The sequence below is a fragment of the Pedobacter sp. AC402 genome, from assembly GCF_979252805.1.
The window spans coordinates 54,256-80,155 of sequence record NZ_CEEDAI010000008.1; the positions used below are offsets into that span (position 1 = coordinate 54,256).

24 protein-coding genes and 1 pseudogene are annotated in these 25,900 nt (G+C 38.5%); 7 read left to right on the forward strand and 18 right to left on the reverse strand.

From position 1 onward, the window contains the following. Positions 1 to 16: 16 nt before the first annotated feature. The 16 genes from AC0IWE_RS09430 to AC0IWE_RS09505 all read right to left on the reverse strand — a co-directional run bounded on the left by AC0IWE_RS09430 (position 17) and on the right by AC0IWE_RS09505 (position 14,046). The gene (locus tag AC0IWE_RS09430; RefSeq protein ID WP_471792878.1) at positions 17 to 1,117 is read right to left on the reverse strand and encodes a glycosyltransferase; all 1,101 of its coding nucleotides are present in this window, start codon (positions 1,115 to 1,117) and stop codon (positions 17 to 19) included. 6 nt (positions 1,118 to 1,123) lie between these two features. After that, a complete protein-coding gene (locus AC0IWE_RS09435) occupies positions 1,124 to 1,408 on the reverse strand; it encodes a sugar transferase (RefSeq protein WP_471792879.1) in 285 nt (94 codons plus the stop codon). Beyond that, positions 1,383 to 1,727: a sugar transferase gene (locus tag AC0IWE_RS09440; RefSeq protein WP_471792880.1), complete on the reverse strand. Its 345-nt coding sequence runs from the start codon at positions 1,725 to 1,727 to the stop codon at positions 1,383 to 1,385. The genes AC0IWE_RS09435 and AC0IWE_RS09440 overlap by 26 nt, the downstream gene beginning before the upstream one ends. Next, a complete protein-coding gene (locus AC0IWE_RS09445; RefSeq protein WP_471792881.1) occupies positions 1,724 to 2,998 on the reverse strand; it encodes a DegT/DnrJ/EryC1/StrS family aminotransferase in 1,275 nt (424 codons plus the stop codon). The genes AC0IWE_RS09440 and AC0IWE_RS09445 overlap by 4 nt, the downstream gene beginning before the upstream one ends. Positions 2,999 to 3,017: 19 nt before the next feature. After that, on the reverse strand, positions 3,018 to 4,235 hold the full coding sequence (locus tag AC0IWE_RS09450) for an O-antigen ligase family protein (RefSeq protein WP_471792882.1): 1,218 nt from the start codon (positions 4,233 to 4,235) through the stop codon (positions 3,018 to 3,020). After that, positions 4,232 to 5,326 (reverse strand): glycosyltransferase family 4 protein, encoded by a 1,095-nt coding sequence (locus AC0IWE_RS09455; RefSeq protein WP_471792883.1) that lies wholly within the window; start codon positions 5,324 to 5,326, stop codon positions 4,232 to 4,234. Before AC0IWE_RS09455 ends, AC0IWE_RS09450 begins: the two co-directional genes overlap by 4 nt. Before the next feature lie 6 nt (positions 5,327 to 5,332). After that, positions 5,333 to 6,205: a glycosyltransferase gene (locus AC0IWE_RS09460; RefSeq protein ID WP_471792884.1), complete on the reverse strand. Its 873-nt coding sequence runs from the start codon at positions 6,203 to 6,205 to the stop codon at positions 5,333 to 5,335. A gap of 10 nt (positions 6,206 to 6,215) precedes the next feature. Continuing rightward, positions 6,216 to 7,373: a DegT/DnrJ/EryC1/StrS family aminotransferase gene (locus tag AC0IWE_RS09465; protein ID WP_471792885.1), complete on the reverse strand. Its 1,158-nt coding sequence runs from the start codon at positions 7,371 to 7,373 to the stop codon at positions 6,216 to 6,218. Then, positions 7,370 to 8,281 (reverse strand): oligosaccharide flippase family protein, encoded by a 912-nt coding sequence (locus AC0IWE_RS09470; RefSeq protein ID WP_471792886.1) that lies wholly within the window; start codon positions 8,279 to 8,281, stop codon positions 7,370 to 7,372. The genes AC0IWE_RS09465 and AC0IWE_RS09470 overlap by 4 nt, the downstream gene beginning before the upstream one ends. Continuing rightward, positions 8,214 to 8,813 (reverse strand): oligosaccharide flippase family protein, encoded by a 600-nt coding sequence (locus AC0IWE_RS09475; protein WP_471792887.1) that lies wholly within the window; start codon positions 8,811 to 8,813, stop codon positions 8,214 to 8,216. The genes AC0IWE_RS09470 and AC0IWE_RS09475 overlap by 68 nt, the downstream gene beginning before the upstream one ends. Before the next feature lie 4 nt (positions 8,814 to 8,817). After that, entirely contained in the window at positions 8,818 to 9,795 is a 978-nt protein-coding gene (locus AC0IWE_RS09480) for a nucleotide sugar dehydrogenase (protein WP_471792888.1), read from the reverse strand. 25 nt (positions 9,796 to 9,820) lie between these two features. Beyond that, the gene (locus tag AC0IWE_RS09485) at positions 9,821 to 10,117 is read right to left on the reverse strand and encodes a hypothetical protein (RefSeq protein WP_471792889.1); all 297 of its coding nucleotides are present in this window, start codon (positions 10,115 to 10,117) and stop codon (positions 9,821 to 9,823) included. Then, entirely contained in the window at positions 10,110 to 10,658 is a 549-nt protein-coding gene (locus AC0IWE_RS09490) for a UpxY family transcription antiterminator (RefSeq protein ID WP_471792890.1), read from the reverse strand. The genes AC0IWE_RS09485 and AC0IWE_RS09490 overlap by 8 nt, the downstream gene beginning before the upstream one ends. A 315-nt stretch (positions 10,659 to 10,973) precedes the next feature. Beyond that, positions 10,974 to 13,265, reverse strand: coding sequence for a GumC family protein (locus AC0IWE_RS09495; protein ID WP_471792891.1), 2,292 nt, complete (start codon positions 13,263 to 13,265; stop codon positions 10,974 to 10,976). 21 nt (positions 13,266 to 13,286) lie between these two features. Continuing rightward, positions 13,287 to 13,667: a polysaccharide biosynthesis/export family protein gene (locus tag AC0IWE_RS09500; RefSeq protein WP_471792892.1), complete on the reverse strand. Its 381-nt coding sequence runs from the start codon at positions 13,665 to 13,667 to the stop codon at positions 13,287 to 13,289. A gap of 16 nt (positions 13,668 to 13,683) precedes the next feature. Beyond that, positions 13,684 to 14,046, reverse strand: a complete 363-nt coding sequence (locus tag AC0IWE_RS09505; RefSeq protein WP_471792893.1) for a polysaccharide biosynthesis/export family protein — start codon at positions 14,044 to 14,046, stop codon at positions 13,684 to 13,686. A 705-nt stretch (positions 14,047 to 14,751) separates the two neighbouring features. Here AC0IWE_RS09505 and AC0IWE_RS09510 point away from each other — a divergent pair. Next, positions 14,752 to 15,429, forward strand: a complete 678-nt coding sequence (locus AC0IWE_RS09510; protein ID WP_471792894.1) for an acetyltransferase — start codon at positions 14,752 to 14,754, stop codon at positions 15,427 to 15,429. A gap of 65 nt (positions 15,430 to 15,494) precedes the next feature. Here the strand turns inward: AC0IWE_RS09510 and AC0IWE_RS09515 are convergent, their stop codons facing one another. Both AC0IWE_RS09515 and AC0IWE_RS09520 read right to left on the reverse strand, forming a co-directional pair. Next, a complete protein-coding gene (locus tag AC0IWE_RS09515) occupies positions 15,495 to 15,884 on the reverse strand; it encodes a response regulator transcription factor (RefSeq protein WP_025144721.1) in 390 nt (129 codons plus the stop codon). Between the two features lie 44 nt (positions 15,885 to 15,928). Further along, positions 15,929 to 16,694 (reverse strand): annotated as a pseudogene (locus tag AC0IWE_RS09520) (DeoR/GlpR family DNA-binding transcription regulator). 158 nt (positions 16,695 to 16,852) lie between these two features. Here AC0IWE_RS09520 and AC0IWE_RS09525 point away from each other — a divergent pair. The 6 genes from AC0IWE_RS09525 (at position 16,853) to AC0IWE_RS09550 (ending at position 25,845) form a co-directional block, all read left to right on the forward strand. Continuing rightward, on the forward strand, positions 16,853 to 18,445 hold the full coding sequence (locus tag AC0IWE_RS09525) for a glycerol-3-phosphate dehydrogenase/oxidase (protein ID WP_471792895.1): 1,593 nt from the start codon (positions 16,853 to 16,855) through the stop codon (positions 18,443 to 18,445). A 14-nt stretch (positions 18,446 to 18,459) separates the two neighbouring features. Next, positions 18,460 to 19,950, forward strand: coding sequence for a glycerol kinase GlpK (glpK, locus tag AC0IWE_RS09530; RefSeq protein ID WP_471792896.1), 1,491 nt, complete (start codon positions 18,460 to 18,462; stop codon positions 19,948 to 19,950). Positions 19,951 to 19,984: 34 nt separating this feature from the next. Further along, on the forward strand, positions 19,985 to 20,722 hold the full coding sequence (locus AC0IWE_RS09535; protein ID WP_471792897.1) for an MIP/aquaporin family protein: 738 nt from the start codon (positions 19,985 to 19,987) through the stop codon (positions 20,720 to 20,722). Positions 20,723 to 21,646: 924 nt separating this feature from the next. Further along, entirely contained in the window at positions 21,647 to 22,321 is a 675-nt protein-coding gene (locus AC0IWE_RS09540; RefSeq protein ID WP_055911771.1) for a 3'-5' exonuclease, read from the forward strand. After that, positions 22,311 to 23,759, forward strand: coding sequence for a DUF294 nucleotidyltransferase-like domain-containing protein (locus AC0IWE_RS09545; protein ID WP_471792898.1), 1,449 nt, complete (start codon positions 22,311 to 22,313; stop codon positions 23,757 to 23,759). The genes AC0IWE_RS09540 and AC0IWE_RS09545 overlap by 11 nt, the downstream gene beginning before the upstream one ends. 472 nt (positions 23,760 to 24,231) lie before the next feature. Continuing rightward, positions 24,232 to 25,845 (forward strand): discoidin domain-containing protein, encoded by a 1,614-nt coding sequence (locus tag AC0IWE_RS09550; protein WP_471792899.1) that lies wholly within the window; start codon positions 24,232 to 24,234, stop codon positions 25,843 to 25,845. Positions 25,846 to 25,900 lie beyond the last annotated feature (55 nt).

A 25,900-nucleotide genomic window follows, 5' to 3' on the forward strand; every position in this document is an offset into this window, starting at 1 on the left:
ATAAAAATTAAGATGGTTAACTGATTAATTCTTCATATGCTGCACTGATTTTATCGAGTGCGCATTTTTGATAAACATTTTCTCTTATTTTGGAAGGTTTCCAGTGATCTTTTGTGCAGGCCTGGATAATTTTTGCCCTAAACCCGGCTAAATCGCCTTGTTCAATAACATAACCATTAAAACCATCTAAAATTAATCCCGGTATGCCGCTCACTTTAAAGGTTACCACAGGCAGGCCAACGGTAAGGGCTTCTAAAACAACATTAGGAAATCCTTCAGTGTAAGAACTCAGCACCATTAAATCATGCTGTACCATTACTTCGTGAATGTTTTTAATTTCTCCTATTATTTTAAGCCGATGATCGAGTTTCAAATCGCGAATTTTAGCGGCAATCTTCTCTTTAAGTACTCCGGTACCTACAAAATCGAGGTGGTAATTTTCGGGCAGACCAGCCATAATATCAACCAATCTTTCCAGGCCTTTTTCGAGGGCGAAACGCGCCACTACCAACAATTTATAAATCTTATCGGGTGTTTTAAATTCCTTTAATTTACTGGTCGGCAAAACCGGATTGGCAATTACTTTAATGAGCTGCTGGTTAACGCGATAGGTATTTACCAGCGATTGTTTCATTTCGTTTGATTGACAAACAATCTGTTTATAGCCCCGGTAACTTGCACTGGCAAAAAGTTCATAAAACCTTGATTTAAAGCCTTCATACAGCCTTTGTTCGTGCGGAATGTTAGATGCACGGGCAATAAGCATCGGGATTTTTAAAAACCTGCCAACAAGCGAAACCAGAATGTTTATATGATCCGTAGTAGAAAAAACAGCATACGGAGATTCATTTTTCAATACATTGTAAAGGGCAAAAAACGACTTTGAAGCTTTTCTGGTTTTTAAATCAATAAAACGTACGCCTGGTAAATCCATCGAGAAACAGTTTACCGTAGAATCAAGGATAATGATGGTTACATCAAAACGGTTTTTATTGAAGCCTTGTGCCAAATTCCAGAATACCCTTTCCGATCCACCAGAGGTTAGTGAGCTAAGCACAAAAAAGACTTTCTTTTTCTGCTTAACATCTTCGTTAATAATATTTTGTAACGCGTACATACTATTTTAGTTGATCACAATTTTATTAATCGTTAGCCAGATAATTTTAAAATCAGTTAGAATATCGTGTTCGTTGATGTACCGCATATTCTGTTTAATTTTTGCTGGTATAATCCTTTCGATGTAATACGTTTCTGGATCTTCGGCATGTTTAAGGAGTTCGTTTTCATTGCAGAATTCTACTGAAGCCCAATCGGTAATGCCCGGTTTTACAGATAATACGTAACGTTGTTCTTCATTATAGAGGTTAACATATTTCCGTACTTCAGGCCTTGGCCCCACAAAACTCATCTGCCCTTTTAAAACATTCATAAGTTGTGGCAGACTCATCCAGTTTATACTTGCGCAGCCAGTAGCCAATGCGTGTAATGCGGCTATCCCGGTTTCCAATAGTTAACAGGCTATCGCTGCGCTGTGTTACATACATGGTTCTGAATTTAACCAAATGAAAATCTTTCATGTTTCTGCCAACCCTGATCTGTTTAAAAATCACCGGTCCTTTTGAATCGAGTTTAATTAAAATTGCAATCAGGATTAAAAGCGGACTGAACAATAGCAAACAGAAGATTGCAAATACCACGTCGAATATTCTTTTCTTGTTTATTTTCATGATGCTACTGCCATTTGTTTGTGTTTAGAAAAACCATCTTCATCTAGTGCTAAATGGCTATTTAACTGAATTTGCACACAACTGATTACCGAAGTAATGATAAATTCTAATTCTGATGCTGTTAACTGCGGGTAAATGGGTAAAGAGATTTCGCAGGCATAATTTTGGTAGGCCATTGGATAATCTTCAATTTTGTAACCTAAATTTTTAAAGAGTGTAAGCATTGGCATCGGGATAAAATGAACATTGCTTGCTATACCTAAAGAAGCCAGATCATCGATTACCTGATCGCGCTGTTCTTCCTTTAAACCGCTCACCCGTAGGGGGAAAAGGTGGTAACAGGATTCGCGTTGGGTACTTACTAAAGGCGGGGCAATAAACCAATCTTCATTTTCAAAGCCATCACAATATTGCTGTGCAATTTTTTTCCGTTGTGGCAAAAGTTCCTGGTTATATTTCCTGATCTGTGCCAAGCCAATTGCGGCGCAAATATCTGGCATATTGATCTTTAAACCCTGAAATAGAATATCGTAACGCCAGCCGGCACCTCTCGATTTTGAAAGCGCATCTTTGTTCTGTCCATTAAGCGTATACATTTTTAAATAGTTGTATTCTGCCTGAGGATCAAATGCTGACGGAAGATTTAAGCAAATGGCACCACCTTCGGCCGTTGTGATATTTTTAACCGCATGGAAAGAAAATATGGTTACATCACACATCTGTGCAGCAGGCCTATTGTAATACAAACTACCAATAGAATGTGCTGCATCCGAAATCAATAAGATTCGTTTAAGCAAAGCTTGTTTATCAGATTTACATTTAAACTTTTTCTTAATATCGAACCGATTAATCAACTCTTTAAGAGCTGGATAATCACAAGGCCAGCCTGCAATATCAACAGCAATTATGGCTTTTGTTTTTGAGGTTATGGCCGCAGCAACCCTTTCAGGATCGATGTTAAAATCATCCAACACATCTACCATTACAGGCGTTGCGCCGCAATGCATAACTGCCAATGCTGTAGCACTATAGGTAAAAGCAGGCACAATTACTTCATCGCCAGCTTTAACACCAAACCACTTTAACATCAATATAGCACCCGATGTCCATGAGTTTACACAGATTACCTCATCAGTACCTGTAATTACTTTAATTTCCTGCTCAAGGGCTTTAACTTTTGGTCCGGTGGTAATCCATTTATCGTTAAGTGTTTCCAATACCTGATCAATAACCGACTGATCGATATAAGGCGGAGAGAATGGGATATTCATATTCGTCAATTTAATTGTGTTAATTATATTCGACCAGAAGTGGGTCTTCCATTTTTATTTTTGAAAGTTGTAAAATGGCAAAGTAGAGAAATAAGGTAGGCCCGCTTGTTGCCAGCAACCATTCGTTATGAAAAAACGAGTTAATCGATATGGCTATAAATGAACAGCTTAAGCAAACCAGCAAAGCATTCTTTTTATCTTTGATGTGCAAAAAGGCGTAAAAAATGATCTTGCCAACCTTTCGGTACAATAAAACAAGCAAAATAATACCCAATAGAGGCCCTAAATAGGTAATAAACATTAAATAAGCATTATGAGAGGTAATTACGATAGGCCCTTTTTTGTATACAAAATTGTGCTGTACCACATCATTCCAGGTTTTACCATAAAACAATAAACCAAAAGGATAATCGGTAATGATTTCGATATTTTCACCCATTAAATCACCACGTTCTTCTTTTCCTTTTGCGTTTTCAGCACTTTTATTTAGAATATTCTGTTGCTTTTTACCTTCCGAAAACTGCTCTATCGAACTTTGGGCTATGAAAAATACCGCACATAAAGCACCAAAGATTAAAACTGACTTGGCTTTGTAATAGCTTAAAAAAAACAGCCCGGTTACTATTGCAAACGCAACCAGAACCGAACGCTGCATGCCAAAGAAAATCAGGCAGAGCGACAACCCAAATAACAACAGGTTAATTAACCAGCTTCTTTTAAATAATATGGCATTAATGACCAAAAAAGGGGTTAAAGCGGCCATTTGATAACCAAAAGTAAAAATGGTGGTAGAAATACCTGCCGGTGCCTGTAATACATCTTCTTGCACCAATAGCGACCTGATGGGTGCCATATTATACTGGTGATCGATAAACATAATTATTCCTGAGAGCAATAAAACACCAAAGAAAAACCAAACTGCAATATTCATGCGTTTTAGATCGGTGCCAATTACATAGTTAAAAAGCAATGCAAAACAACTTGCAACGATTAAAAGGGCAAAAAAGCCTGTTACATCTGCCTGACCAATTAAGTAAAAAAACAGTGCTGCAATAAAGAAAACAAACAATTCTTTGCCGTAACGGAAAGATTTTTCTTCGGTTCGGTAGAAATAGATTAGCGGCGCGAGGAAAACCATAGGCGCCGGGATTCTAAATACACCCGTCATGAAGATGTTGAATGTGGTTGCATAAACATACGCGAACAACAAAAGGAGAAACATTATTTTTTTCGTCATGACATGATGAGTTGTTCCCAATTGGCAGAAATTCTTTCGATTGAATTTGTTTCGTTAATTAACTTTGCTTTTTCAGAAATATTTTTTCTTAATAAATTGTTATTAAGTATTTTAGCTATCGCTTCTGAAAGTGCTGCTACATCTTCTTTATCAACAAGAAGGCCGTTAATTCCATTGTTAATAATTTCTGAAGGACCAAATTCGCAATCCATTGCAACGCAGGCACAACCCATTCCCATTGCTTCTACCAGTGCATTTGGATAACCTTCATTTCTTGATGAAAGCACAAAAACCTCAGCTTGCGTATAGTAATCCTGAAGGTTAGATTTAAAACCAATTAATTTCACCCGATCTTCCAACTTTAAGGCAACAATTTGCTGCGCTAAACTGGCTTGTTCAGGCCCCACTCCGGAGATCAATAGATCCACATCTGTATGCTGCATACGGCTATAGGCATCAATTAATAAATCGAAACCCTTTTGATGATTTAAACGGCCAACTGCCAGTATAAAACGTTTTTGATTTACCATTGCAGCAGTAGCCTGTTTAAAATTATTGACCGGATTATGAATGGTTTTAAAGTTTTTAAGGGTTTTGAACAGTTTGTTGCGCTTAAACCCTTTGCCCATTTCTCCTGCAGGCAATACAATTGCTTTCGATTTGCTGTAAACCTTGAAAGAAATCCACTGCAATAATTTGTTGTATTTGTTTATCGTGTAGTCGGGTGTAATCCTTTCAGAAACGAGATAAGGAAGTCGCAAAATAAGGCAGCATAATCCCGCCCAAAGGTTGGCTGATGTCATAAAACAAATGGTACAGGCAGGCTTTTCTCTTTTTAAAATTAAGATTAACCTATAAAACGTCAACCAGGCATATTTTAACCTATTGTAAAAATTTTGACTGTTTTTCCTGTTTACCAGATTTACGATTTTTACCCCACTATCCATCTTATATTTAACTTCAGCTGTATTGAGGCAAATCATTGTAACAGTGTAACCTTTGATATAAAATTTATTAGCGATATTACTAATTACCCGCTCTGCGCCACCACCTTCTAAACTGTTGATTACGAAGCATAATTTAGTATTCATCAGGCGTCAGTTTACAATGGTTTTAATGGTTTGGAAAGCGTTTCCAATTGTTTTATGTTTCACTTCGAAAAGGAAATATTTTTTGAAATAGAAATACAGTAATTTAACTTTCTGTAACCCGGTATAAGTAAAAATCCTGGCGATGAGATAGAAATCACTCAACTGCATTTTCTTTAACGGTACATACGCAACAGGGCTCCAAATGCCCCCGCCATGCCTGCGGTAACAGCTCATCACCTCAGGTAGCACATAAATCTTTTTTCCGCTAACCCATGTTGCATACAACTTTAAAAATTTGTCGCATGCATGACACTTCAAAAACCACTCGTTTTTATATAATTCCCTAATCGCTTCTGTATTGCGGTAAACAATGGTTGCCGTACTTGTTTCTACCTGTTTATTAATCATTAAATCACTAAAGCTATACGTTAACGGAACGGGGTTAAAGTTCATGTAAAACAGTTCAGTATCATCAAAATTAATTTCGCGTGTATAATGGCAGCACATAATATAATCAGGATTATTTTCTAAAAAATCTACCTGTTTTTGCAGCTTATTTGGATCTGACCAGTAATCATCACCATCACAAGTGGCCACATATTTACCTTTTGTTGCCAATGCAACCCGGATAACATTTTGCGTGGCACCTATATTTTTCGGTGCTTTTAACCTTTTAATTTTACCAGGATGTTTGGCTGCGTAGGCATCAATAATTTCAGTTGTGCCATCAGTAGAGCAATCGTCTCCGATGATGATTTCGGTATTGAAATTACATTGCTGCATCAAAAAACCATCAAGTGCCTTGGCAATAAATTTACTGTGGTTATAGGTTATGCAAAAAATGCTCACCATTATTTCGGTACTGTCTTCTTTCTTCATTGCAGCCTGGTTAATTGCCGTTAACCGCTATGCCTAAGCTGCCATTAACCAAGGTTCCGTAGTCGGCCAGCTTAACAACTTGTTTTTTGCGGTAATTTTGAGTCCTTAAAATAATTCTGACCACAAGATCCTGATCGGAACTTGTTAGGGTATGATACAATGGCAAACACATAATGCGTTTTGAAATTGAATCGCATATTGGCATATTTATTTTATCAATGTAAGGCAGGGCTGATAAAGATGGGTAGAAATACCGCCTGCAATACACCTGTACCAACTCCAGTTGCTTCATGCAATCGAGCATAATTTCTTCAGATCTAAAGATTACAGGAAAATAAGCATAATTAAAATCGGTATCTGGTTGAATAACCTGAAACTGAGCCTCAATCTTATTCAAACGCATTTCGTAATGCAAACACAGCTCTTTTCGTTTACTAAGGATCTGATCGATGTGCTGCAGGTTGCACAAGCCCATAGCCGCATGAAATTCGGAGTTTTTGGCATTTGTACCCACTTCCGAAAAGGTATCAACCCCACTATAACCGAAATTGCGCATCAGGGCCATTTTCTTTAAAATATCGGGGTTTTGCGTAAATACCGCACCACCTTCAATGGTATGAAACAATTTGGTGGCATGGAAACTTGTTGTGCTAACATCGCCATAGGCGAAAATAGATTTGCCTTTATATTTGGTACCAAAGCAATGTGCAGCATCGTAAATCACTTTTAATCCATGTTTTTTCGCAATGCGGTCTATCGCTTCAATATCGCATGGATTTCCAAACACATGGGTAGCTAGTATTGCGGTGGTATCAGCCGTAATAGCGGCTTCAATTTTATTGGGATCAATATTCAGGGTATCTTCATCTATATCCACAAAAACTGGTTTGCAACCCTGCCAAACAATGCTGCTGGTTGTGGCCACGAATGAGAATGGTGTAGTAATTACCTCTCCTTTTACTTCTAAAGCCTGTATGGCCAACTGTAAAGCTATTGTTCCGTTGGTAACATATAACAAATGTGGCAGCTCAAGGTATTGTTGCAACTTTAACTCCAGTTCGTTTACTAAAGGACCATTGTTAGTGAGCCACTGTCTGGCCCAAATGCTGCTTACGTAGCTTTTAAAATCTGCCTGTTTAGGCAAAAAGGGTTTGGTTACAGGTATCATTGTTTAAGGATTAATTGTTTAAAATCAATTAGTGCAGCCAATCGGAAACTGCTGCTTATACCGAGGTAAAAACTTCCATAGATTATGCTTAAAGCAATAATCCGGAGGAGGTTGTGGATGGTGTAGTGCGTTACATACCAATGATCGAGATAAAAGCAGCCCAAACCCAACAGAATGGATAGCGTTAAAGCAGGTGCGATATCCGAAAGCTGTTCTTTTAATGGATAATTAATGAGTTTACCACTGTAAGTTGAATTGATATAGTAGGCGAAAACGGTAAAAAAAAGCTGAAAATATAAGAGTCCCATTATCCCAAAAGGGATAACGCAGATAATCCCGACTACACTTAGCACCTTTTTTACAACTTCGAGTTTTAAAAACTGCCCGCTATGCCCTTTAACCTTTAAAATATTCAAGTTGTAGGCATGTAAAGGATATAAAATGCCTGCTAAGCATAAAATCTGAAAATATGGTACAGATGGCAACCATTTATCGGTTAAAAGCAGCGAAATCAATGGATGGGCAATAAGGGCCAAAAAAATCAGGATCGGTGCATTCCAAAACAGCACCTGTTGCATTAGCCTTTTATATACCATTTTAAGCTTTACATCATCATTGCTGATGGTTGAAAACATGGGATAGGTAACCTTATTGATCGCGGTGGAGATTATACCGATGGGCAACTGACTTAAGCTATCGGCCCTTGCATAAAAACCCAACTGTGCAGCCGCATAAAACCGACCAATAATTACCGTATATAAATTCTGGTAAACAGTATCAAGCAAGCCAGAAAGCGTCATCTTGTAACCAAAATGAAAGTGCCTGCTAAAACTTCTTTTATTAAAAATCAACCTTGGCCGCCAATCCGAATAATACCAGTGCAATGCTGTAGAAATGCTTGCACTCAATAAAGCTCATCCAAACCAGGCTCCAGGTGCCATAACCATTTTTAGCAAGGTAAACCCCTAAACATCCGCCCAGTATAACAGCAGGGATCTGAATAACGGTTTGCAGCTTAAATTTCATTTCCTTGGTTAGCAAAGTACTTTGGATGCTAAAAAAGGCATTAATTAAAAAGGTTAAGCCATAAACCCTAACAATATCGGTAAGTGCGGGCTGTTTGTAAAAGGCGGCGATTAAAGGTGCGGCAACAAATAAAACACCATACACAATGATGCTGCCCAACAGGTTAAAAAAAAATATGGTAGAAAAATCTTTTTGCCCTGCCCTTCTTGTCCTGATTAAAGACGAGGTTAAACCACTATCCATTAAGGAGTTGCCTACGGCAATAAATATGGAGAGCATGGCAATTAAGCCAAATTCTGCCGGACTTAACAAACGGGCCAATACAATGGTTATGAACAGGTTGATGAATTTAACACTAAACTGCTGCCCAATCGACCATATAATGCCCGATCGCGCTTTATATGTTAAACTCATGATGTTACAATCGAACGGTTTCCATTGATGCTGGCAAAACCGATTTAATGTCGTACACCACACATGTCGGTTTACGCAATTCGGCTATATCCAAATCGTTAAAAGCTTTATGTGCTACTGCAAGCACTATACCATCGTATTTTCTGGTTTTAGAGGAGCCATTTTCGCAGATAACCCCATAACTATGACTGGCCTGATCTGCATTTGCCCATGGATCATGGATAACTACCTTTACTTTATAGGCCTCTAAACGCCTAACGATATCGATCACTTTGGTATTACGTACATCAGGGCAGTTTTCTTTAAAGGTGAACCCAAGCACAAGCACTTCGGCACCTACAATGTGGATATTTCTGGCAATCATTTCTTTAATAATCTGATCTGCCACGTACTTACCCATGCCATCATTTACCCGCCTTCCAGCCAGGATAATTTCAGGATGATAACCTGCTTCCTGTGCCTTTTGTGCCAGGTAATATGGATCTACTCCAATACAATGGCCACCTACTAAACCTGGTTTAAAATTTAAGAAATTCCATTTTGTGCCCGCAGCAGCCAAAACCTCGCCAGTATCAATATCGAGCTGATTAAAAATCATAGCCAGTTCATTAACAAAGGCAATATTAATATCGCGTTGCGCATTTTCGATTACCTTGGCAGCCTCGGCCACCTTTATTGATGAAGCTTTAAAAGTTCCGGCTGTAATTACAGAGCGGTATAAAGCATCTATCTTTTCTGCAGCCTCAGGAGTAGATCCTGAAGTAATTTTTAAAATATTGGCTACAGTATGCTGCTTATCGCCAGGGTTAATCCGTTCTGGAGAATAACCGGCGAAGAAATCTTTATTGAAAACCAGGCCCGATCCCTTTTCTAAAACCGGCACACATTCATCTTCAGTTACACCTGGATAAACGGTTGATTCATAAACAATTATATCGCCCTTTTTTAAAACCCTGGCCACAACAGCACTTGCTTTATACAACGGGGTTAAATCAGGTCTGTTGTTTTTATAGAACCGGGGTTGGTACGGTAACAATGTACACTGAAGAACTGCGTAATTTTTCGATTTCATCTGTACAGTATAAGCCCTTTAAAGTTGTACATTCAAAAGTGAGCACATCATTCAGTTCCGCTTCATTAACTTCCAGAGTACTATCGTAACCCGATTTCAATTCCGCTATCCTGGCCTGGTTAATATCGAAGCCAAAAACCTTGTATTTTTTTGCAAATTCCACTGCCAGCGGTAAACCAACATAGCCAAGGCCAATTACCGTCATCTTCAGGTTTTCTTCATTACTATACATAATGTTGTTGGGTATTTGCGGTTAATGTTAAATTACTTAAGGGCACTCTGGTAACTACTGCGCAATCTAAATGATCGAAAGACATCAGCACATGTTTACCTTGAATCTGGATCACCTCTCCTTCCTGGTTATGAAAAAGCCCGTTACTAATGCGAACACGATCGCCTTTGGATACACCTGTTAAACTCACCACATCAACATCATTGTATGATTCCATAATGTGTTTCAGCTTATCTACTTCGCTATCGCGCACTACCGCAGGCTTACCCATATAGTTGATAAAATTTAATACACCAAGTGTATACCTGATTTTATAGCCATCTCTTTCGTCGATTTTTACAAACACGTATCCGGTAAAAAGCGGCAGACTTACTATTTTCTTCCTGTCTGCCCATTGATTTTCCACATTACGCACCGGGCAAAAAGATTCGAAGCCTTGCTCTTGCAGTAACCGGTCTACTTTTTTCTCCCAGCGGGGACGGGTATAAATCACAAACCATTTTTTTGCGAACGAGGGTTTGTAGTTAATTGAGGATTCCATTTTTGAGGGATTATTAATTTAATTTTCAGTCTATTTGGTACAGCTTCGCTATATCACTTACATGGAGTAGGTAACAAGTTTTATGTTTTTTTGAAGGCTAAATTGTTCAATCTGTCCGTTGGATACAGCTTCGCTATATCACTTACATGACGATTGTTTGTTATTATTAAATTGCGGGAACCGGTTTATTGCAACATGCATTTTACGGTAACCAATTAACCGCTTTAAACAGTTAACCAGTTAAAAATTTTAAATCGTTTGGGGACGTTTTATTTGGTATTGGGTAAGGTTATTCTCTTTTAAAACAAGGTGATTTTAGTTTGCCATGGCATAACCGTAACCTCCATAGCTGTATTTTTGGTTTTTTTCCCTTTTGGCGTCGTTAAAAACAACCATCGGGTTTTTAAGCTTATTGTTATCACAAATATCTTTTAATATGGCCAGTTGATACTTATTGGTATAATTATAACGAACCAGGTAAATGCTTACATCGGCGTATTCGGCAAGGCTAAATGCATCTGCTACCTGGCCAACCGGAGAAGTATCGATAATGATGTAATCGAATCTTTCTTTCAGTTCATCAAAGAGTAAATCCATTTTAGGGCTCATCATTACTTCCGAAGGATTTTCGGGCGATTTACCACAGCCAATTACCGAAATATGATCAGAAACAGCAGTTGGCTTAATAATATCCTCTAAAAAAACAGAATCACTGATCAAATAATCTGTAAGCCCTTTAGTTTGCTTTAAACCAACTTTATTTAAAAGATCGGGTTTCCTCAAATCAAATTCGAGCACAACCACTTTCTTATCCAGCATACCCAAAGTAGTGGCAAGGTTAACGCTGAAAAATGTTTTACCCTCTCCTTTCATACTTGAAGTAACCAGCATTACCCTGTTTTCAATATTGTTAGACATCAGCCCTAAATTCATTCTGATATACCTAAACAGTTCTGATATGGTGGAGCGGTTATCTTTTTGAAAAACAATGGTACTTTTATCCAGGTTATGGGAAAGTTCGCCAAGCATTTTGGCCCCGGTTAGTTCGATGGTACTCGCATCCTGAACTTTATTGTTAAACAACCCTTTTACGTAGATTGCTCCTGCTGGTACGAAAAAACCAAAAATAAAGCCACATAAATAGAATAGTGGTTGTTTCGGACTATCCGGAATGGTATTGTAAGCCGGTTTATCCACTACCTGAGAGGTTGGCACTGTAGCAGAAAGTGATAGGGCAGTTTCCTCTCTTTTTTGTAAAAGGTACTTATACAAACCAGATTTTACACTTTGCTCGCGGCTTCTTTCTATCAAACCACGTTCTATTGTTGGCACCGACTTAATTTTACTGTCGAACTGAGAATAATTAGACCGAAGGTTGCTCCTTTCAATAACAAAGCCCTGTTTAATGCTCAATAAATTTTCTAAAATATTGTTTTTTAACGTAGCCAGTTGCTCAGTGAGGTTTAAAACCAATGGATTTTCTGCATTTGCAGTACGCAACATTCTATTTCTCTCCAACTGGAGGTCGTTAAATTTAGAAATCAATGAATTAAGGATAGGATCTTTTAAGCCCATCGCACTTGGTGCGAGCGTAAACTGACTTTGCCTGCCTTTAAAATAGCCTTCTATTGATTGTAATATCCGCAATTGTACAGATGAATTTTCGAGCAACTGGTTATATTCTCCTGAGCGTGCAGCATTCATCTGTGCATCCATATTGATATCCGTAACGCGGTTTTGCTGTTTGTAACTCTCTACATCTTCTTCAGTACCAGATAAATCGGCCACCAGGTATTTTAACCTGTTATCAATAAACTTAATGGTATTTCTGGCAATGGCGTTCTTATTGTTTACATTATTAATGTTGTACGTTTCAATCAGGTCGTTCAAAATATCTATGCCCCTTTGCGGAACCGCATCATTAAGACTGATGGTGATGGTATTGGCATCTTTAACAACAGGAACAATTTTTAACGAAACCAAGCTGTAAGCCTCTGTCATTTTATAAAGGTTTTTAAACTGCAACCTTATTTTACCGAATTCAGTACCAAAAGCTGGTCCTTTATCTATTTTAACCGCATAATTTTTGTTGTGGATGGTATCTCCATATTTTACAATATTGGTACTTAAGCTATCCTGAAAAAGGTAAGAAATTTCATCCAGGTAAGAAACATTGATTTTTCTGGCATAAGCACCGTTTTTTAAACTAATGGCGGTAACCACTATCGGAGCAGTTTTACCATACAACTCTTTCTCTCTAAAACCTTGCTTTTTAAAATAAGAAGTTTCCAGCTTGAGTTTTTTCAGCACCTTAAAAATTAAATCCCTCGATCTTAAAATTTCTATCTCATTATCAACAGTTTTAACCGTTTGGAACATGTTTAGATCGCTAAAGGCTGTGCTGTTAGACATTGCGGCACCGTTTTTATCATCAGAGATCAATAAAGTGCTGCTTACCTTATATTTTGGCGGCGTAATGTACAAAAACGTATATACCGCAGCCATAGAAACCAATATACTGATTAAGAAATAATGCCAGTTTTTGGCAAACCTGGTTATAGTTTCTGCAAAATCTTTTGCACCAACATTTGTACTTTGTTTAAGCATGATATAGTATTTTAAGAGACGTTAGCGACGAAGAACAGCTGTAATTAATACCGCAACGGCAGATATAGAAGCAATTACTACAGGCATAATACGGGTATTCGGACTATATTCGATCGCTTTCGATTTATCTGGTTCTACGTAAACCACGTCATTTTGCTTGAGGTAAAAGAATGGAGAATTCATCACGTCCTGGTTGTTTAGGTTTAACCTTTTCATTACCCTCTGTCCATTCTGCTGCCTAATTACCAGGATATTTTCTCTTTTGCCATACACTGTCATATCGCCAGCCATACCCAATGCCTCCAGTAAGTTAATGTTATCACCCTGCACAGTAAATGTTGATGGCCTGTTAACCTCGCCAATTACCGTTACTTTAAAATTAACCAGTTGTACATCTACCACAGGCTTTTTAACATATTTATCCAGTTCTCTGGAGATGGTGGCCTGCGCCTAGCTCAAGGGTTAAACCCTCCATCCTAACATTGCCTACAACAGGCAGGTTAATCATCCCTTCCTTACTTACCCGGTAACCTTCTATTTTATAATTGTTATCCGAACTTGGGTTTTTGGTATTTACGGCAAAAAGCACATTCGATTCTTGGTTTAAACTGTTAATGGAAACACTTAAAAGATCATTCTGCTGGATTTTTACTTCCTGCGCAAGCAACTTCTCCTCACCACTTTGTTTGGCCAGATTACTAAAATATACCAGGTCTCTCCTTGGGGCACAACCCGTATTGATACATATGTATATGGCGATTAATAGTATTACTTTTCTCATAACTGAAGTAATGTTTTAATTTACGTTTGATTTATTGAGAACTAAGCTAGGGAATTAAGGTTCAATGTTTTATATACTCTCCTAGGTTGTATTTAAATTGTATAAATTATAGGCAGCATGCACAACATTTTAAATAACGCATTAACACATTACACACGATTTGTGAATTTTCCGGAACAAAAGATGTGAAAATTATGCGGCCGATTTTTACTCAGAAAAGAGCAAAACAGTTTTAAAAATTACTGCTGAAAATAAAAAAATGCCGAAAAATGATTTAACATTTAAAAAAGCTGTTTAATACTACATTTTTTCTGGTGTGTAAAATCCTTTTTTCTGATAAACACTAAAAAATTTGTCTTTCCAGTAGACTAATTTGCATTATTTTCTATCCGCTGCTGCATTGTTCACTACTTTCTGCCTTACCTATGGCTCAAATCACCAATTGTTGTGAAAGCAGTTTCACATCGCATTTGCTAAAAAAACAATTGGGAAAGATAAATGTGATATCCTGCCATTTTAGTTAAAAAGGAGAATATTAGGAATATGAAGGTGATAAATCGTTTAACAGGCAGGCGAATATGAAAAGCGGAAGACCGTGTTACACAATTGTAAAGCTGTAAACAGCATTTTCCAAAATAAGTACAGTATGCTTTTAACCGGTTTAAACAGTGCTTTAATGTATAAATTAGTGAAAACCAAAAAAATATGAAAGTTATTATTTATGGAACAGGAAAAATGGCCGAGTTTATTTGCTATTCATTTATGAACGATAGCAACTACCAGGTTGTTGCCTTTTGTGTTGATGATGCTTATGTTCCGCCAGCCGGAAGCATGCTCTTAAAGTTGCCAATACTAAGCCTTAGCCAGGTGATTAAAGATTTTCCTCCAGATCACCACAAAATGCACATTGCCATAGGCAGAAACAGCGCCAGACAGAGCGTATACAATAAAGTAAGTGATTTGGGCTATACCTTCGCCAATTATATCTCATCAAAAGCAAATGTTTGGCCCGATCTGGTAATGGGCAACAATACCTTTATTGATCAATGCTGCGATATACAGCCTTTTGTAACCATTGGCAATAATTGTATGCTTATTGGTGCCCGCATAGGTCACCATTCTACTTTGCAGCACAATGTGCTGTTATCAGGAAATATTTTAGCAGGTAATGTAACCATTGGCAGTAATTCTTTTTTAGGTATTAATTCTGCCGTGAAAGAAGATATCACCATCGGGAGCCACAACATTATCGGAGCAGGGGTATTTATCAATAAGCATACAGAAGATTATGCCATTGTATCCAATGCTTCGGTACCACAACGCGTAGGTAACTCCAAACGCTTTGTGATGTTTAATAAGGCGCAGGATGTGAAACAGGCCTAAAAATTGACTATAAAAAAAAGGGAAGCCAATTAAAGCTTCCCTTTTTTTATGCGTATAATAATACCTTAAACCTTTGTTCTATTCTCTGAACTTCTTTTCAGCTGCGCATTAATACGCTCCAAAACATCATAAATATCAAATGGCTTGCTAATGTAATCATCGGCAAATGCATCAATAGCTTTTTGTTCGCTATTGTTTTGTGCAGACATTACAATAATCGGGATGTGTTTAGTGAAAATATCCGTTTTTAAATCTTCACAAATTTCTGCTCCGTTTCCATCTGGCAACATTACATCCAGTAAGAAAAGATCAGGCATTGCATCCTGTATATTCTTCTTTAATTCTGCAAAAGATGATGAAAGCTGTAATTCAAAACCCTCTTCCTTTAACAGAATTTCAATAACGTTTCTGATCTCCTGATCATCCTCTAAAATGTGTATTCGTTTTTTTTCCATGTTCAAATTATAATGTTTGGGATTTACCGTTGGCGTGGAATGCGCTACACGATAGTAACAGTAACACCTAAACTCTCTAAATGTTTAACAATTTGTTCAGAAATTCCTTTATCTGTAATAATATGATCTATTTCTTCCAATCCGCATATCTTTCCGAAGCCTCTTTTACCAAATTTGGTAGAATCGGCAAGTACAATTGTTTTTTGAGATACACCGATCATTTTGCGGTTTAAATGTGCTTCCATCGCATTTGTAGTGGTTAAACCAAAATCAAGATCAATTCCATCAACCCCTAAAAACAGTTTGTTAAAATAAAAATCCTGCAATACCTGCCTCAGCATAAGCACCCATTACCGATGATGAACTTTTTCTCAGCAAACCACCCAATTGAATCACTTCTATACTGGGCTCACGCATTAATTCCAAAGCAACATTAAGCGCAGAGGTTACCACCGTTAAATTTGTAGCTGGTGTAATATTTTTAGCAAAATACAATACCGTAGTACCCGAGGCAATAACAATAGAGTCATTATCATTCAATAAAGCCGCTGCGGCAATACCTATCTTGTTTTTCTCGGTAGATTGTATTTTTTCTTTCTCGTTAACAGGCCGGTCTACCGTGTACGGATTATTTACTGTAGCTCCACCATGCGTTCTAAACAACAGGCTTTTATCTTCCAGCAGTTTTAAGTCCTTTCTTATTGTAACAGACGACACTTTCAATTCCTTACATAAATCAACCACGTTTATGTATTGATCACGTTGCAGGCGACTTAAAATAAACTGGTGCCTTTCAGCCAAATTCATCATAGTATATTTAATTAACGTGCCGCAAATTAGCAATAAAAACATTCTTTAAAATATTTTAAAGAAATAATTAATAAATTTTTAACATACATATTATATGATTTCGATTACGATTTCTTATAATTGCGTATTGTTTCGTTTTATTACCTTTACAATCAATAATGAAAAGATTACATCAACCACATATCGCGGAAAACACAAACTGGGACTTAATTATCATTGGTGGTGGGGCTACAGGGCTAGGTACAGCACTTGACGCCGCGAGCAGAGGCCTTAAAACCCTCTTGGTTGAGCAATCGGATTATGCAAAAGGAACATCAAGCCGCAGCACCAAACTGGTACATGGTGGTGTACGTTATCTTGCGCAGGGCGATATTGGATTGGTTAGGCATGCATTAAAAGAAAGAGGATTATTACAGCAAAATGCCAATCACCTCGTTAACAAAGAGGAATTTCTTATCCCCTGTTACGATTGGTTCTCTGTTGCAAAATACTTAACCGGACTTACTTTATACGATTGGCTGGCCGGAAAATACAGTTTCGGCAAATCTAAATATTTTTCTAAAAAAGAAACATTGGCCATGATGCCAGGCATTAAAGCGGAAGGTTTGAAGGGAAGCATCAGGTATTACGACGGAAAATTTGATGACGCCCGCCTCGCCATCAATATTGCACAAACAGCAATGGAAAAGGGTGCATCATTGCTTAATTATACAAAAGTTACCGCTTTGCTGAAAAATGGCGAAACCGTTACCGGCATCGAAACTGAAGATGCAATTACTGGTACGGTAGCAAAATATAATGGCAAAGTAGTTATTAATGCCACAGGGGTTTTTGTTGATGATATTTTGAAGATGAATAACCCCAATTCGAAGAAAATGGTTCGCCCAAGTCAGGGCGTACATGTAGTTTTGGATAAAAGCTTTTTAAACAGTGAATCGGCTTTAATGATCCCTAAAACGTCGGATGGCCGTGTTTTATTTGCTGTGCCTTGGCACGAACATTTACTGGTGGGTACAACCGATACCCCTTTGGATGAACACAATCTTGAGCCAAGGGCCCTAAAAGAAGAAGTAGATTTTATTATGGGTACTGCGGCCAGCTATTTCAACCGTAAACCGCTGGAAAAAGATATATTAAGTGTTTTCTCAGGTCTTCGGCCCTTGGCGGCTCCCACAAATGGTGAAGGGAACAGTACAAAAGAAATCAGCAGAGACCATAAACTGATTGTTTCGGCCAAAGGATTAATTACCATTACCGGGGGAAAATGGACCACCTATCGCCGAATGGCTGAAGAAACAGTTAATCTGGCCATTACACATGCCGGATTGGAACCGAAAGCATGCGTAACCAAAAATTTGAGCATCCATGGCAGCCAGGCGATTAAAGGAAATCATTATTTAGACATTTATGGATCAGATCGAAGTAAAATTGAGGCTTTAATTGTACAAAATCCAAGTCTCGGTGTTAAACTCACCACAAACTTTCCCTATACTGAAGCAGAAGTACTTTGGTTTGCCAGAAATGAGATGGCAGAAACTGTAGAAGATATTTTAAGCAGAAGATTCCGCATACTTTTTATTGATGCACAGGCTGCTAAAGATATGGCACCAAAAGTAGCTTCAATCCTTGCCAAAGAATTATCGGCAGATGAAAATTGGGAACAAAATCAAATTGAAACTTTTAATAAATTAGCCGACGGTTACATTTACCAGTCAGCAAATAAAATAACCGATACGGCTTTAGCCCACTAACCAAATTTCCAGTTATGAGTAAATACATCCTGTCTATCGATCAAGGAACCACGAGCTCGAGAGCAATCATTTTTAATCACAATGGCGAGATTGTTGCCATTGCCCAGCGAGAATTCACACAGATATACCCAAAAGCTGGTTGGGTGGAGCACGATCCGATGGAAATCTGGTCTACACAATTGGCTGTGGTAACCGAAGTTATCGTTAAAGCAGGCCTTACCGTAAGCGATATCGATTCTATTGGCATTACCAACCAGCGCGAAACGACGGTGGTATGGGATAAAGAAACCGGAATGCCCATTTACAATGCAATTGTTTGGCAAGACAGGCGTACCTCTGCCTATTGCGACGAAATTAAAGCGCAGGGTTTAGCACCTAAAATTCAGGAAAAAACAGGATTGATCATTGATGCTTACTTCTCGGCCACGAAAGCCCGGTGGATACTTGAAAACGTAGCCGGTGCCAGAGAAAAAGCTGACGCCGGTAAACTGGCTTTCGGTACTATCGACACCTGGTTGATCTGGAAATTAACAGCCGGAGAAAAACACGTTACCGATGTAACCAATGCATCGCGAACAATGCTTTACAACATTCACACTTTAAGTTGGGATGAGGAGTTGCTTACCTTGTTTTCTATCCCAAAATCAATGTTACCAGAGGTAAAATCATCAAGCGAAGTTTATGGTCAAACAGCAGGAAGAATTTTAGCCGCCAAAATACCTATAGCTGGTATTGCAGGCGATCAGCAATCGGCGTTGTTCGGACAGATGTGCACCGAAATCGGGATGGTAAAAAACACATACGGAACTGGCTGTTTCATGCTGATGAACATCGGATCAAAACCCAAAATATCGGCAAACAACCTGCTTACAACCATTGCATGGCAAATTAACGGCGAAGTAAATTATGCATTGGAAGGAAGTATTTTTATTGGTGGTGCAGTTGTACAATGGCTCAGGGATGAAATGGGATTGATTTCCAAATCCGCAGACGTAGAAACATTGGCTAAAAAAGTTAAAGATACGGATGGCGTTTATGTTGTACCTGCTTTTGCGGGTTTAGGCGCGCCACACTGGGACCAGCACGCGAGAGGAACCATTACAGGGTTAACCAGGGGGACTAACAAATCGCATATTGCCAGGGCGGCCCTGGAAAGCATTGCCTACCAAACCATGGATGTTTTAAAAGCCATGGAGGCTGATGCAGGCGTAAACATTACTGAGCTTAGGGTAGATGGTGGGGCCACAGCCAACAACCTGCTGATGCAATTTCAGGCTGATTTGTTAAGTTGTAAAGTAATCAGACCGGAAGTTACTGAAGTAACCGCCATTGGTGCTGCTTATCTGGCCGGATTGGCTACAGGTTTTTGGAAAAGCATAGATCAGATCCGCTCACAATGGAAAATTGACAGCACATTTATTGCCGAAGAAGGGTTAGACAATACAGCCAGGATAAAAGGCTGGAATAGGGCCGTAAAAGCTGCAAGGGTAAATGCAGAAGACTAATTAGCAAAATTTAAACCGATAAGAATTTAATTTTATGAATGTATATCTCGCAGAATTTATTGGAACAGCACTGATGATTCTTCTAGGAAATGGCGTTGTAGCGAATGTTGTGCTTAAAGATACTAAGGGTAATAGCAGCGGCTGGATGGTGATAACAACGGCATGGGCACTTGCTGTTTTTGTTGGTGTAGTGGTGGCCGGCCCCTATAGTGGGGCGCATTTAAACCCCGTTGTTACCTTAGGTTTGGCTATTGGCAAAGGCTTTAGCTGGGCATTAGTACCATATTACATTATGGCACAGCTTGCTGGTGCCATTACAGGTTCGCTATTGGTTTGGCTGATGTACAAAGATCATTTCGATGCCACAGAAGATCCTGGTTTAAAAGCTGCGCCTTTTGCAACTGCCCCGGCCATTAGAAATAAAGTTTCCAATCTTGCTTCAGAAATTGTTGGCACCTTTGTTTTAATATTTGTGATTTTCTATTTTACAGATGCAAGCATGGGCACCAAAGAAACCGTTACCCCTATCGGTTTAGGTTCAATGGGTGCTATACCGGTTGCATTTTTAGTTTGGGTAATTGGTTTGGCCTTAGGCGGAACAACGGGATATGCGATAAACCCTGCACGGGATTTAGGTCCGCGGATTGTACATTTCTTAATTCCGATGAAAGGTAAAGGAAACAGCGATTGGAGTTATGCCTGGGTACCAATTGTTGGACCAATTATAGGATCTACATTGGCTGCAATTGTATTTTTAATGATAAGTAAGTAGGCATGGTGTAATTCGCTTTTAATTTGATTAGGTGTTTTTTGAGCCTGTAGCAACATCATAATGGCAACACGGTCGTCATTCTCGCGCATGCGGGAATCTTAATGCGGTTGCAAAATTTAAGACTTCTGATTAAATGCTACTAAAAATTTAAAAGACTAAAGACTAAATATTATCATCATTGCGAGGCACGAAGCAGTCTTTTTAGCAAGCATATCAGCATGAAAGATTGCTTCGTCGGCTGAAAAAGCCTTCTCGCAATGACGATCGCCCCAAAAACTTTACGAATAGTGAAATAGAAAAGTGATTAGTGACAATCTTTTTTGTGTTTTTTTAACACGGTCGTCATTCTCGCGCATGCGGGAATCATAATGCGTTTGCTGGTACCGATAGTTGTAAGATTGCTTCGTCGGCTGAAAAAGCCTTCTAGCAATGACGATCGCCCCAAAACCTTACATTTAGTGAAATAGAACAGCGATTTAAGACAATTTTTTTTGTATTTTTTTAACTCGGTCGTCATTCTCGCGCATGCGGGAATCATAATGCGTTTGCTGATACCGATAGTTGTAAGATTGCTTCGTCGGCTGAAAAAGCCTTCTCGCAATAGCGATCGCCTCAAAAACTTTACGAATAGTGAAATAGAACAGCGATTAGTGACAATCTTTTATGTATTTTTTTAACACGGTCGTCATTCTCGCGCATGCGGGAATCTTAATGCGTTTTGCTGGTACCGATAGTTGTAAGATTTGCTTCGTCGGCTGAAAAAGCCTTCTCGCAATAGCGTTCGCCTCAAAAACTTTACGAATAGTGAAATAGAACAGCGATCCAGTGGTTTTCAATTCCTATAATTAATCGTTTATCATCACTAATTAATTACCTTTGAAATACGGTCGAACTGAATAGACAAATTAACCTAAGCATTTAAAATTGCAAAACTACTTTCTGGTTGTTGACACTGAAACATCTGGTCTGCCAAAAAACTGGTCTGCCCCCTATTCTAGTGAAAAAAACTGGCCATACATCGTACAGATTGCATGGATAATTTACGACAGTTCACATCAGGAAATTAAAAGAGAAAACCATTACATCAAGAATACAGGTTTCACCATTGATAAAGCAGCATTAAAAATTCATAAAATTACGCCCGAGTATTTAGCTGTTCATGGAGAAGATAAAGAAAAAGTGATGCTGCAGTTTGCTGCTGATATTGAAATGTACAACCCTTTGGTAATTGGCCACTTTATCGAACTGGATTACCACATGGTGAATGTAGAATTATACCGTATTGGCAAGGAAAATACCTTTAAAAACCTCGTTTTCTTCTGTACCATGAAAGCCAGTGCCCCATACATTACCAATACGGTAATCAGTCACTTAAAATTGGATAAGTTTTATACCATTTTATTTAATGAAGTACCAGAAAATATGCATAGCGCATTATCTGATGCTTTAAATACAGCAAAAATTTTCTTTCACCTTTTAAAAACAGGTGCAATAAGTTTAAACACAGTTTATACCCAGGAGCATACTTTTACATTGGAGAAGAAAGAAGAAAAATTTTCGTTTAAAAGAATTTTACAGGAACTTTTTAATGGAAGATAAATTAGCAGATCAAATTTATACCGCCCGCATTGGCGACATAACTTTCAGAAAAATAGTTAGCTGCCCGCCAGGTACACCCATTTTTGAAGCAGCCATAAAAATGGCAGAACAAAAAACCAGTTGTCTCTTTATAAAATATCAAGATAACTACCTGGGCTTTGTAACCGATATTACCCTACGGGATAATGTGATTGCCAATCAACTCGATACCAACCTATCTATCGACCAGGTAATGGATACCAACATTGTAACCATTACGCCCGAAGCTTACGTGTATGAAGCGATATTGATGATGTTCAGTAAAAAATCGCGTTATCTTTTAGTTAATGATCATGGCAATTATGTTGGTTTTCTGAGCAGGAACAGGCTTTTGAGTGAGCAGGCAGAATCTCCACTGGTTTTCATTCAATCCGTTAAATCGGCTGTAAATACGAGTGATTTAAAATTGAAATGGCAAAAAGTGCCGGGTATTGTAGCACAATTATTGGCTCGCGGGGTACATGCTAAGATTGTTAATGAGGTAGTTACCACCATTGCAGATACCATTTCATTTAAAATTATTGAAGATGTAATTGCTAAACTCGGCCCTCCGCCCGCAAAATTTGTTTTTATGGTTTTGGGAAGCGAAGGCAGAAAGGAACTCAGTCTTAAAACCGACCAGGACAATGCCATTATTTACGAAGATACCGCCGAAGATAAAAGAGCGGCAGTACGCTCGTATTTTCTTGATATGGCTACACAGGTTTCCGATAAACTCAACTTTGTTGGATTTGTATACTGTGATGGTGATTATATGGCTACCAATCCTAACTGGACACACTCGCTTTCGCATTGGAAATACAATTACAAAAACTGGATAGAGGAAGCCCTTCCGGAAGCAGCAGTAAAATTTGCGGCATTTTTCGATTGCCGGGCCATTTATGGCGATTTAACCATTATGGATAGCCTGCGGTTATTTGTTGATGAAGAACTGCAAAAACCTATAGAAAAGTTTTATGTATACCTGGCTAAAAATGCTTTATTATATGAACCGCCGCTCACTTATTTCAGAAACATCAGAACCCAAAAGATCCATAAAAAGGAAGTATTTGATATTAAAACGGCCATGACGCCAATTGTAGATCTGGCGAGAGTGTATGCCTTGCAGAACAGGATTTTTCAAAAAGAGAATACCGGCGAACGTTTAAAAGCATTAAAAGAACTGGGTATTTTTAGTGAAAAACAGTTTAATGAACTTTCCCAATCATATTATTACCTTATGGGCTTAAGGTTAAAACACCAGGCCAATCTGATTATTAATGACCAGGCCGTACCCAATAACTTTATTGAAATTGATTCCCTAACAAAAATTGAAAAGGTAACATTGATCGAAATCTTTAAAATTATACAAAACTTCCAAAGTGGCATCAGGATGAAGTTTACCAACAGTTTAGGTTAACTCAAAACAATCTGACTAACATAGTAAAATACCCATTGCAGCATACATACAAACTATGTAAGCATCCGCATACACGCAAATCGCCGTGAACGCACAAAGCAAGCAAACGTTTGCGTGTTCTAATCTTTATTTCCTTTAAATTAAAGCTTTAGCATCCTAAAATCACAGGGCTAAATACCTGAAAACAAACATTTTGATAACCATTGGAAGAAATTTCAATCAAACGTTTGCGCGGAGTTTAATTGAATTAACTTATCCCCTAGTGTGTAACTTAACCATAGAATCGGTAACACACATCGCTCCAATAAACTGATTTCTCTATTAAGGATTTGAATGGCGGCCTGGGCTGGCAAATAATGATGGCATAATCAGACATAATATATCTGATTTATTGGCAAGAGGCTGGGCTCAGCAAAATAATAAAGACAAATAACCAATTGCAATATTATCAACCCTAACCTAAAATTATCTTATGAAAAAAAACAGCCTACTCTTAACAGGCATTGTCTCAGCCTGTTTGCTTACTTTTTCCTGTAAAAAAGCCGAAACGCTAAAAACGGAAGAAAAAACGCCCACCTTAAGCCAAAAGCTGGCCACTACCAACATTATTACCCAAAGCCGCAATGTAAATATTGTGTATTTTGTGCCCAATGATCTTGATACCCTTGCCGGTTATAGAAAAAGATTGAGCGATTTATTATTGTGGACGCAAGACTGGTACAAACAGGAAATGAACCGCAATGGTTATGGAAACAAAACTTTTGGCCTTGTTAATGATGGAGCCGGAGGAGTAAAAATTTTAACCATCAGAGGGAGTTTGCCAAAATCCAGCTATCCTTACTCTGGAGGGAACGGTGCAGTGGCAAGTGAGGTAAATGCTTACTTTGCCGCCCATCCGGCAGATAAAACCAGCGATCACACGTTAATTATTATTCCACGTTATTCTATCGGCACAAATGGCACACCAAGTGGAGGTCCGTTTTATGGTACCGGAAGATGGTGTTATGCACTTGATTACGAAGAAATGGATATTGCCAACCTTGGTTTGAGTACTGCTGTGGGCAACCGTTTTAGCGTTTGGTTCGGTGGTATGGTTCACGAACTTGGTCATGGATTAAATTTGCCGCATAACCGACAAAAAGTTTCCGAAAACTCAACACTTGGCATGGCATTGATGTGGGCCGGTAATGGAACTTTAGGTAAAAGCCCTACCTTTTTAACCGCTGCTGATGCCGCTATTTTAAATGCCAATCAGGTTTTCAACAACAATTCCAATACCTATTATGGTGCAGTAACCAGCAATATTAATAAAATATACGCCAGCTATTCCACTTCATTAGCATCAATTGTTGTATCTGGAAAATTTACATCAACGGGCAACGTAACCAGTATTTTATATTATAACGACCCCAATGTGAACAATGAAGGCACCGGCGTAAACCACGATTACAATGCCATCACCTGGGAATCGAAAAAAATTGGCACAGATAGCTTCAGGGTAGTAATGCCTATTGCCGATTTACAGGAAAAAGCAGACGGCATACCCTACGAGTTGAAAGTAAAGTTGGTACACGACAATGGAACCGTAACAGAACAAATTTATTCCTATACTTTTTCGGGTGGTTTACCTGTATTAACTTTCTCAACCAAAAATGAGCTGAGTAAAACCGGATGGAGCGTTGCCTCATTCAGTTCTGAAGAAACCAGTGGCGAAGGCGCAACAAATGGTAGAGCTGCAAGATTGATTGATAGCAATATAAGCACCTACTGGCACTCGAGATGGAGCAGTTCGGCAACAAGTTATCCGCATACAATCGTAATTAATCTGGGTGCTTCAAAAACAGCTACAGGCTTAAGTTTAACACAAAGAAGTGGATTAAGCAGGGCGGTAAAGAATTTTGAATTGTTAACCAGTACAGATGGGGTAAACTTTACTTCCGTTAATAATTATGTGGCACAAAATGTAAACGGCCCGCAATACTTTGATTTTGGCAGTGCAAAAACATTCCAGTATTTCAAGGTGATTTTAAATACGGCACAGGATGGTTTACAGTTTGCCAGCTTAGCAGAACTGGGATTATATTAGATTTTCAAAAAACTAAGCCACAAAAAAAAGTCCTGATTTACATCAGGACTTTTTT

Bases quoted from the DNA above. Each gene is read 5' to 3' on its own strand.
- AC0IWE_RS09485 (WP_471792889.1), bottom strand. From the start codon at position 10,117: ATGTATAGTAATGAAGAAAACCTGAAGATGACGGTAATTGGCCTTGGC.
- AC0IWE_RS09435 (WP_471792879.1), bottom strand. From the start codon at position 1,408: ATGAGTTTTGTGGGGCCAAGGCCTGAAGTACGGAAATATGTTAACCTC.
- AC0IWE_RS09465 (WP_471792885.1), bottom strand. From the start codon at position 7,373: ATGATACCTGTAACCAAACCCTTTTTGCCTAAACAGGCAGATTTTAAA.
- AC0IWE_RS09460 (WP_471792884.1), bottom strand. From the start codon at position 6,205: ATGAAGAAAGAAGACAGTACCGAAATAATGGTGAGCATTTTTTGCATA.
- AC0IWE_RS09505 (WP_471792893.1), bottom strand. From the start codon at position 14,046: ATGAGAAAAGTAATACTATTAATCGCCATATACATATGTATCAATACG.
- AC0IWE_RS09545 (WP_471792898.1), top strand. From the start codon at position 22,311: ATGGAAGATAAATTAGCAGATCAAATTTATACCGCCCGCATTGGCGAC.
- AC0IWE_RS09510 (WP_471792894.1), top strand. From the start codon at position 14,752: ATGAAAGTTATTATTTATGGAACAGGAAAAATGGCCGAGTTTATTTGC.
- AC0IWE_RS09550 (WP_471792899.1), top strand. From the start codon at position 24,232: ATGAAAAAAAACAGCCTACTCTTAACAGGCATTGTCTCAGCCTGTTTG.
- glpK (WP_471792896.1), top strand. From the start codon at position 18,460: ATGAGTAAATACATCCTGTCTATCGATCAAGGAACCACGAGCTCGAGA.
- AC0IWE_RS09455 (WP_471792883.1), bottom strand. From the start codon at position 5,326: ATGAATACTAAATTATGCTTCGTAATCAACAGTTTAGAAGGTGGTGGC.
- AC0IWE_RS09440 (WP_471792880.1), bottom strand. From the start codon at position 1,727: ATGAAAATAAACAAGAAAAGAATATTCGACGTGGTATTTGCAATCTTC.
- AC0IWE_RS09475 (WP_471792887.1), bottom strand. From the start codon at position 8,813: ATGAGTTTAACATATAAAGCGCGATCGGGCATTATATGGTCGATTGGG.
- AC0IWE_RS09495 (WP_471792891.1), bottom strand. From the start codon at position 13,265: ATGCTTAAACAAAGTACAAATGTTGGTGCAAAAGATTTTGCAGAAACT.
- AC0IWE_RS09445 (WP_471792881.1), bottom strand. From the start codon at position 2,998: ATGAATATCCCATTCTCTCCGCCTTATATCGATCAGTCGGTTATTGAT.
- AC0IWE_RS09490 (WP_471792890.1), bottom strand. From the start codon at position 10,658: ATGGAATCCTCAATTAACTACAAACCCTCGTTCGCAAAAAAATGGTTT.
- AC0IWE_RS09450 (WP_471792882.1), bottom strand. From the start codon at position 4,235: ATGACGAAAAAAATAATGTTTCTCCTTTTGTTGTTCGCGTATGTTTAT.
- AC0IWE_RS09535 (WP_471792897.1), top strand. From the start codon at position 19,985: ATGAATGTATATCTCGCAGAATTTATTGGAACAGCACTGATGATTCTT.
- AC0IWE_RS09525 (WP_471792895.1), top strand. From the start codon at position 16,853: ATGAAAAGATTACATCAACCACATATCGCGGAAAACACAAACTGGGAC.
- AC0IWE_RS09515 (WP_025144721.1), bottom strand. From the start codon at position 15,884: ATGGAAAAAAAACGAATACACATTTTAGAGGATGATCAGGAGATCAGA.
- AC0IWE_RS09430 (WP_471792878.1), bottom strand. From the start codon at position 1,117: ATGTACGCGTTACAAAATATTATTAACGAAGATGTTAAGCAGAAAAAG.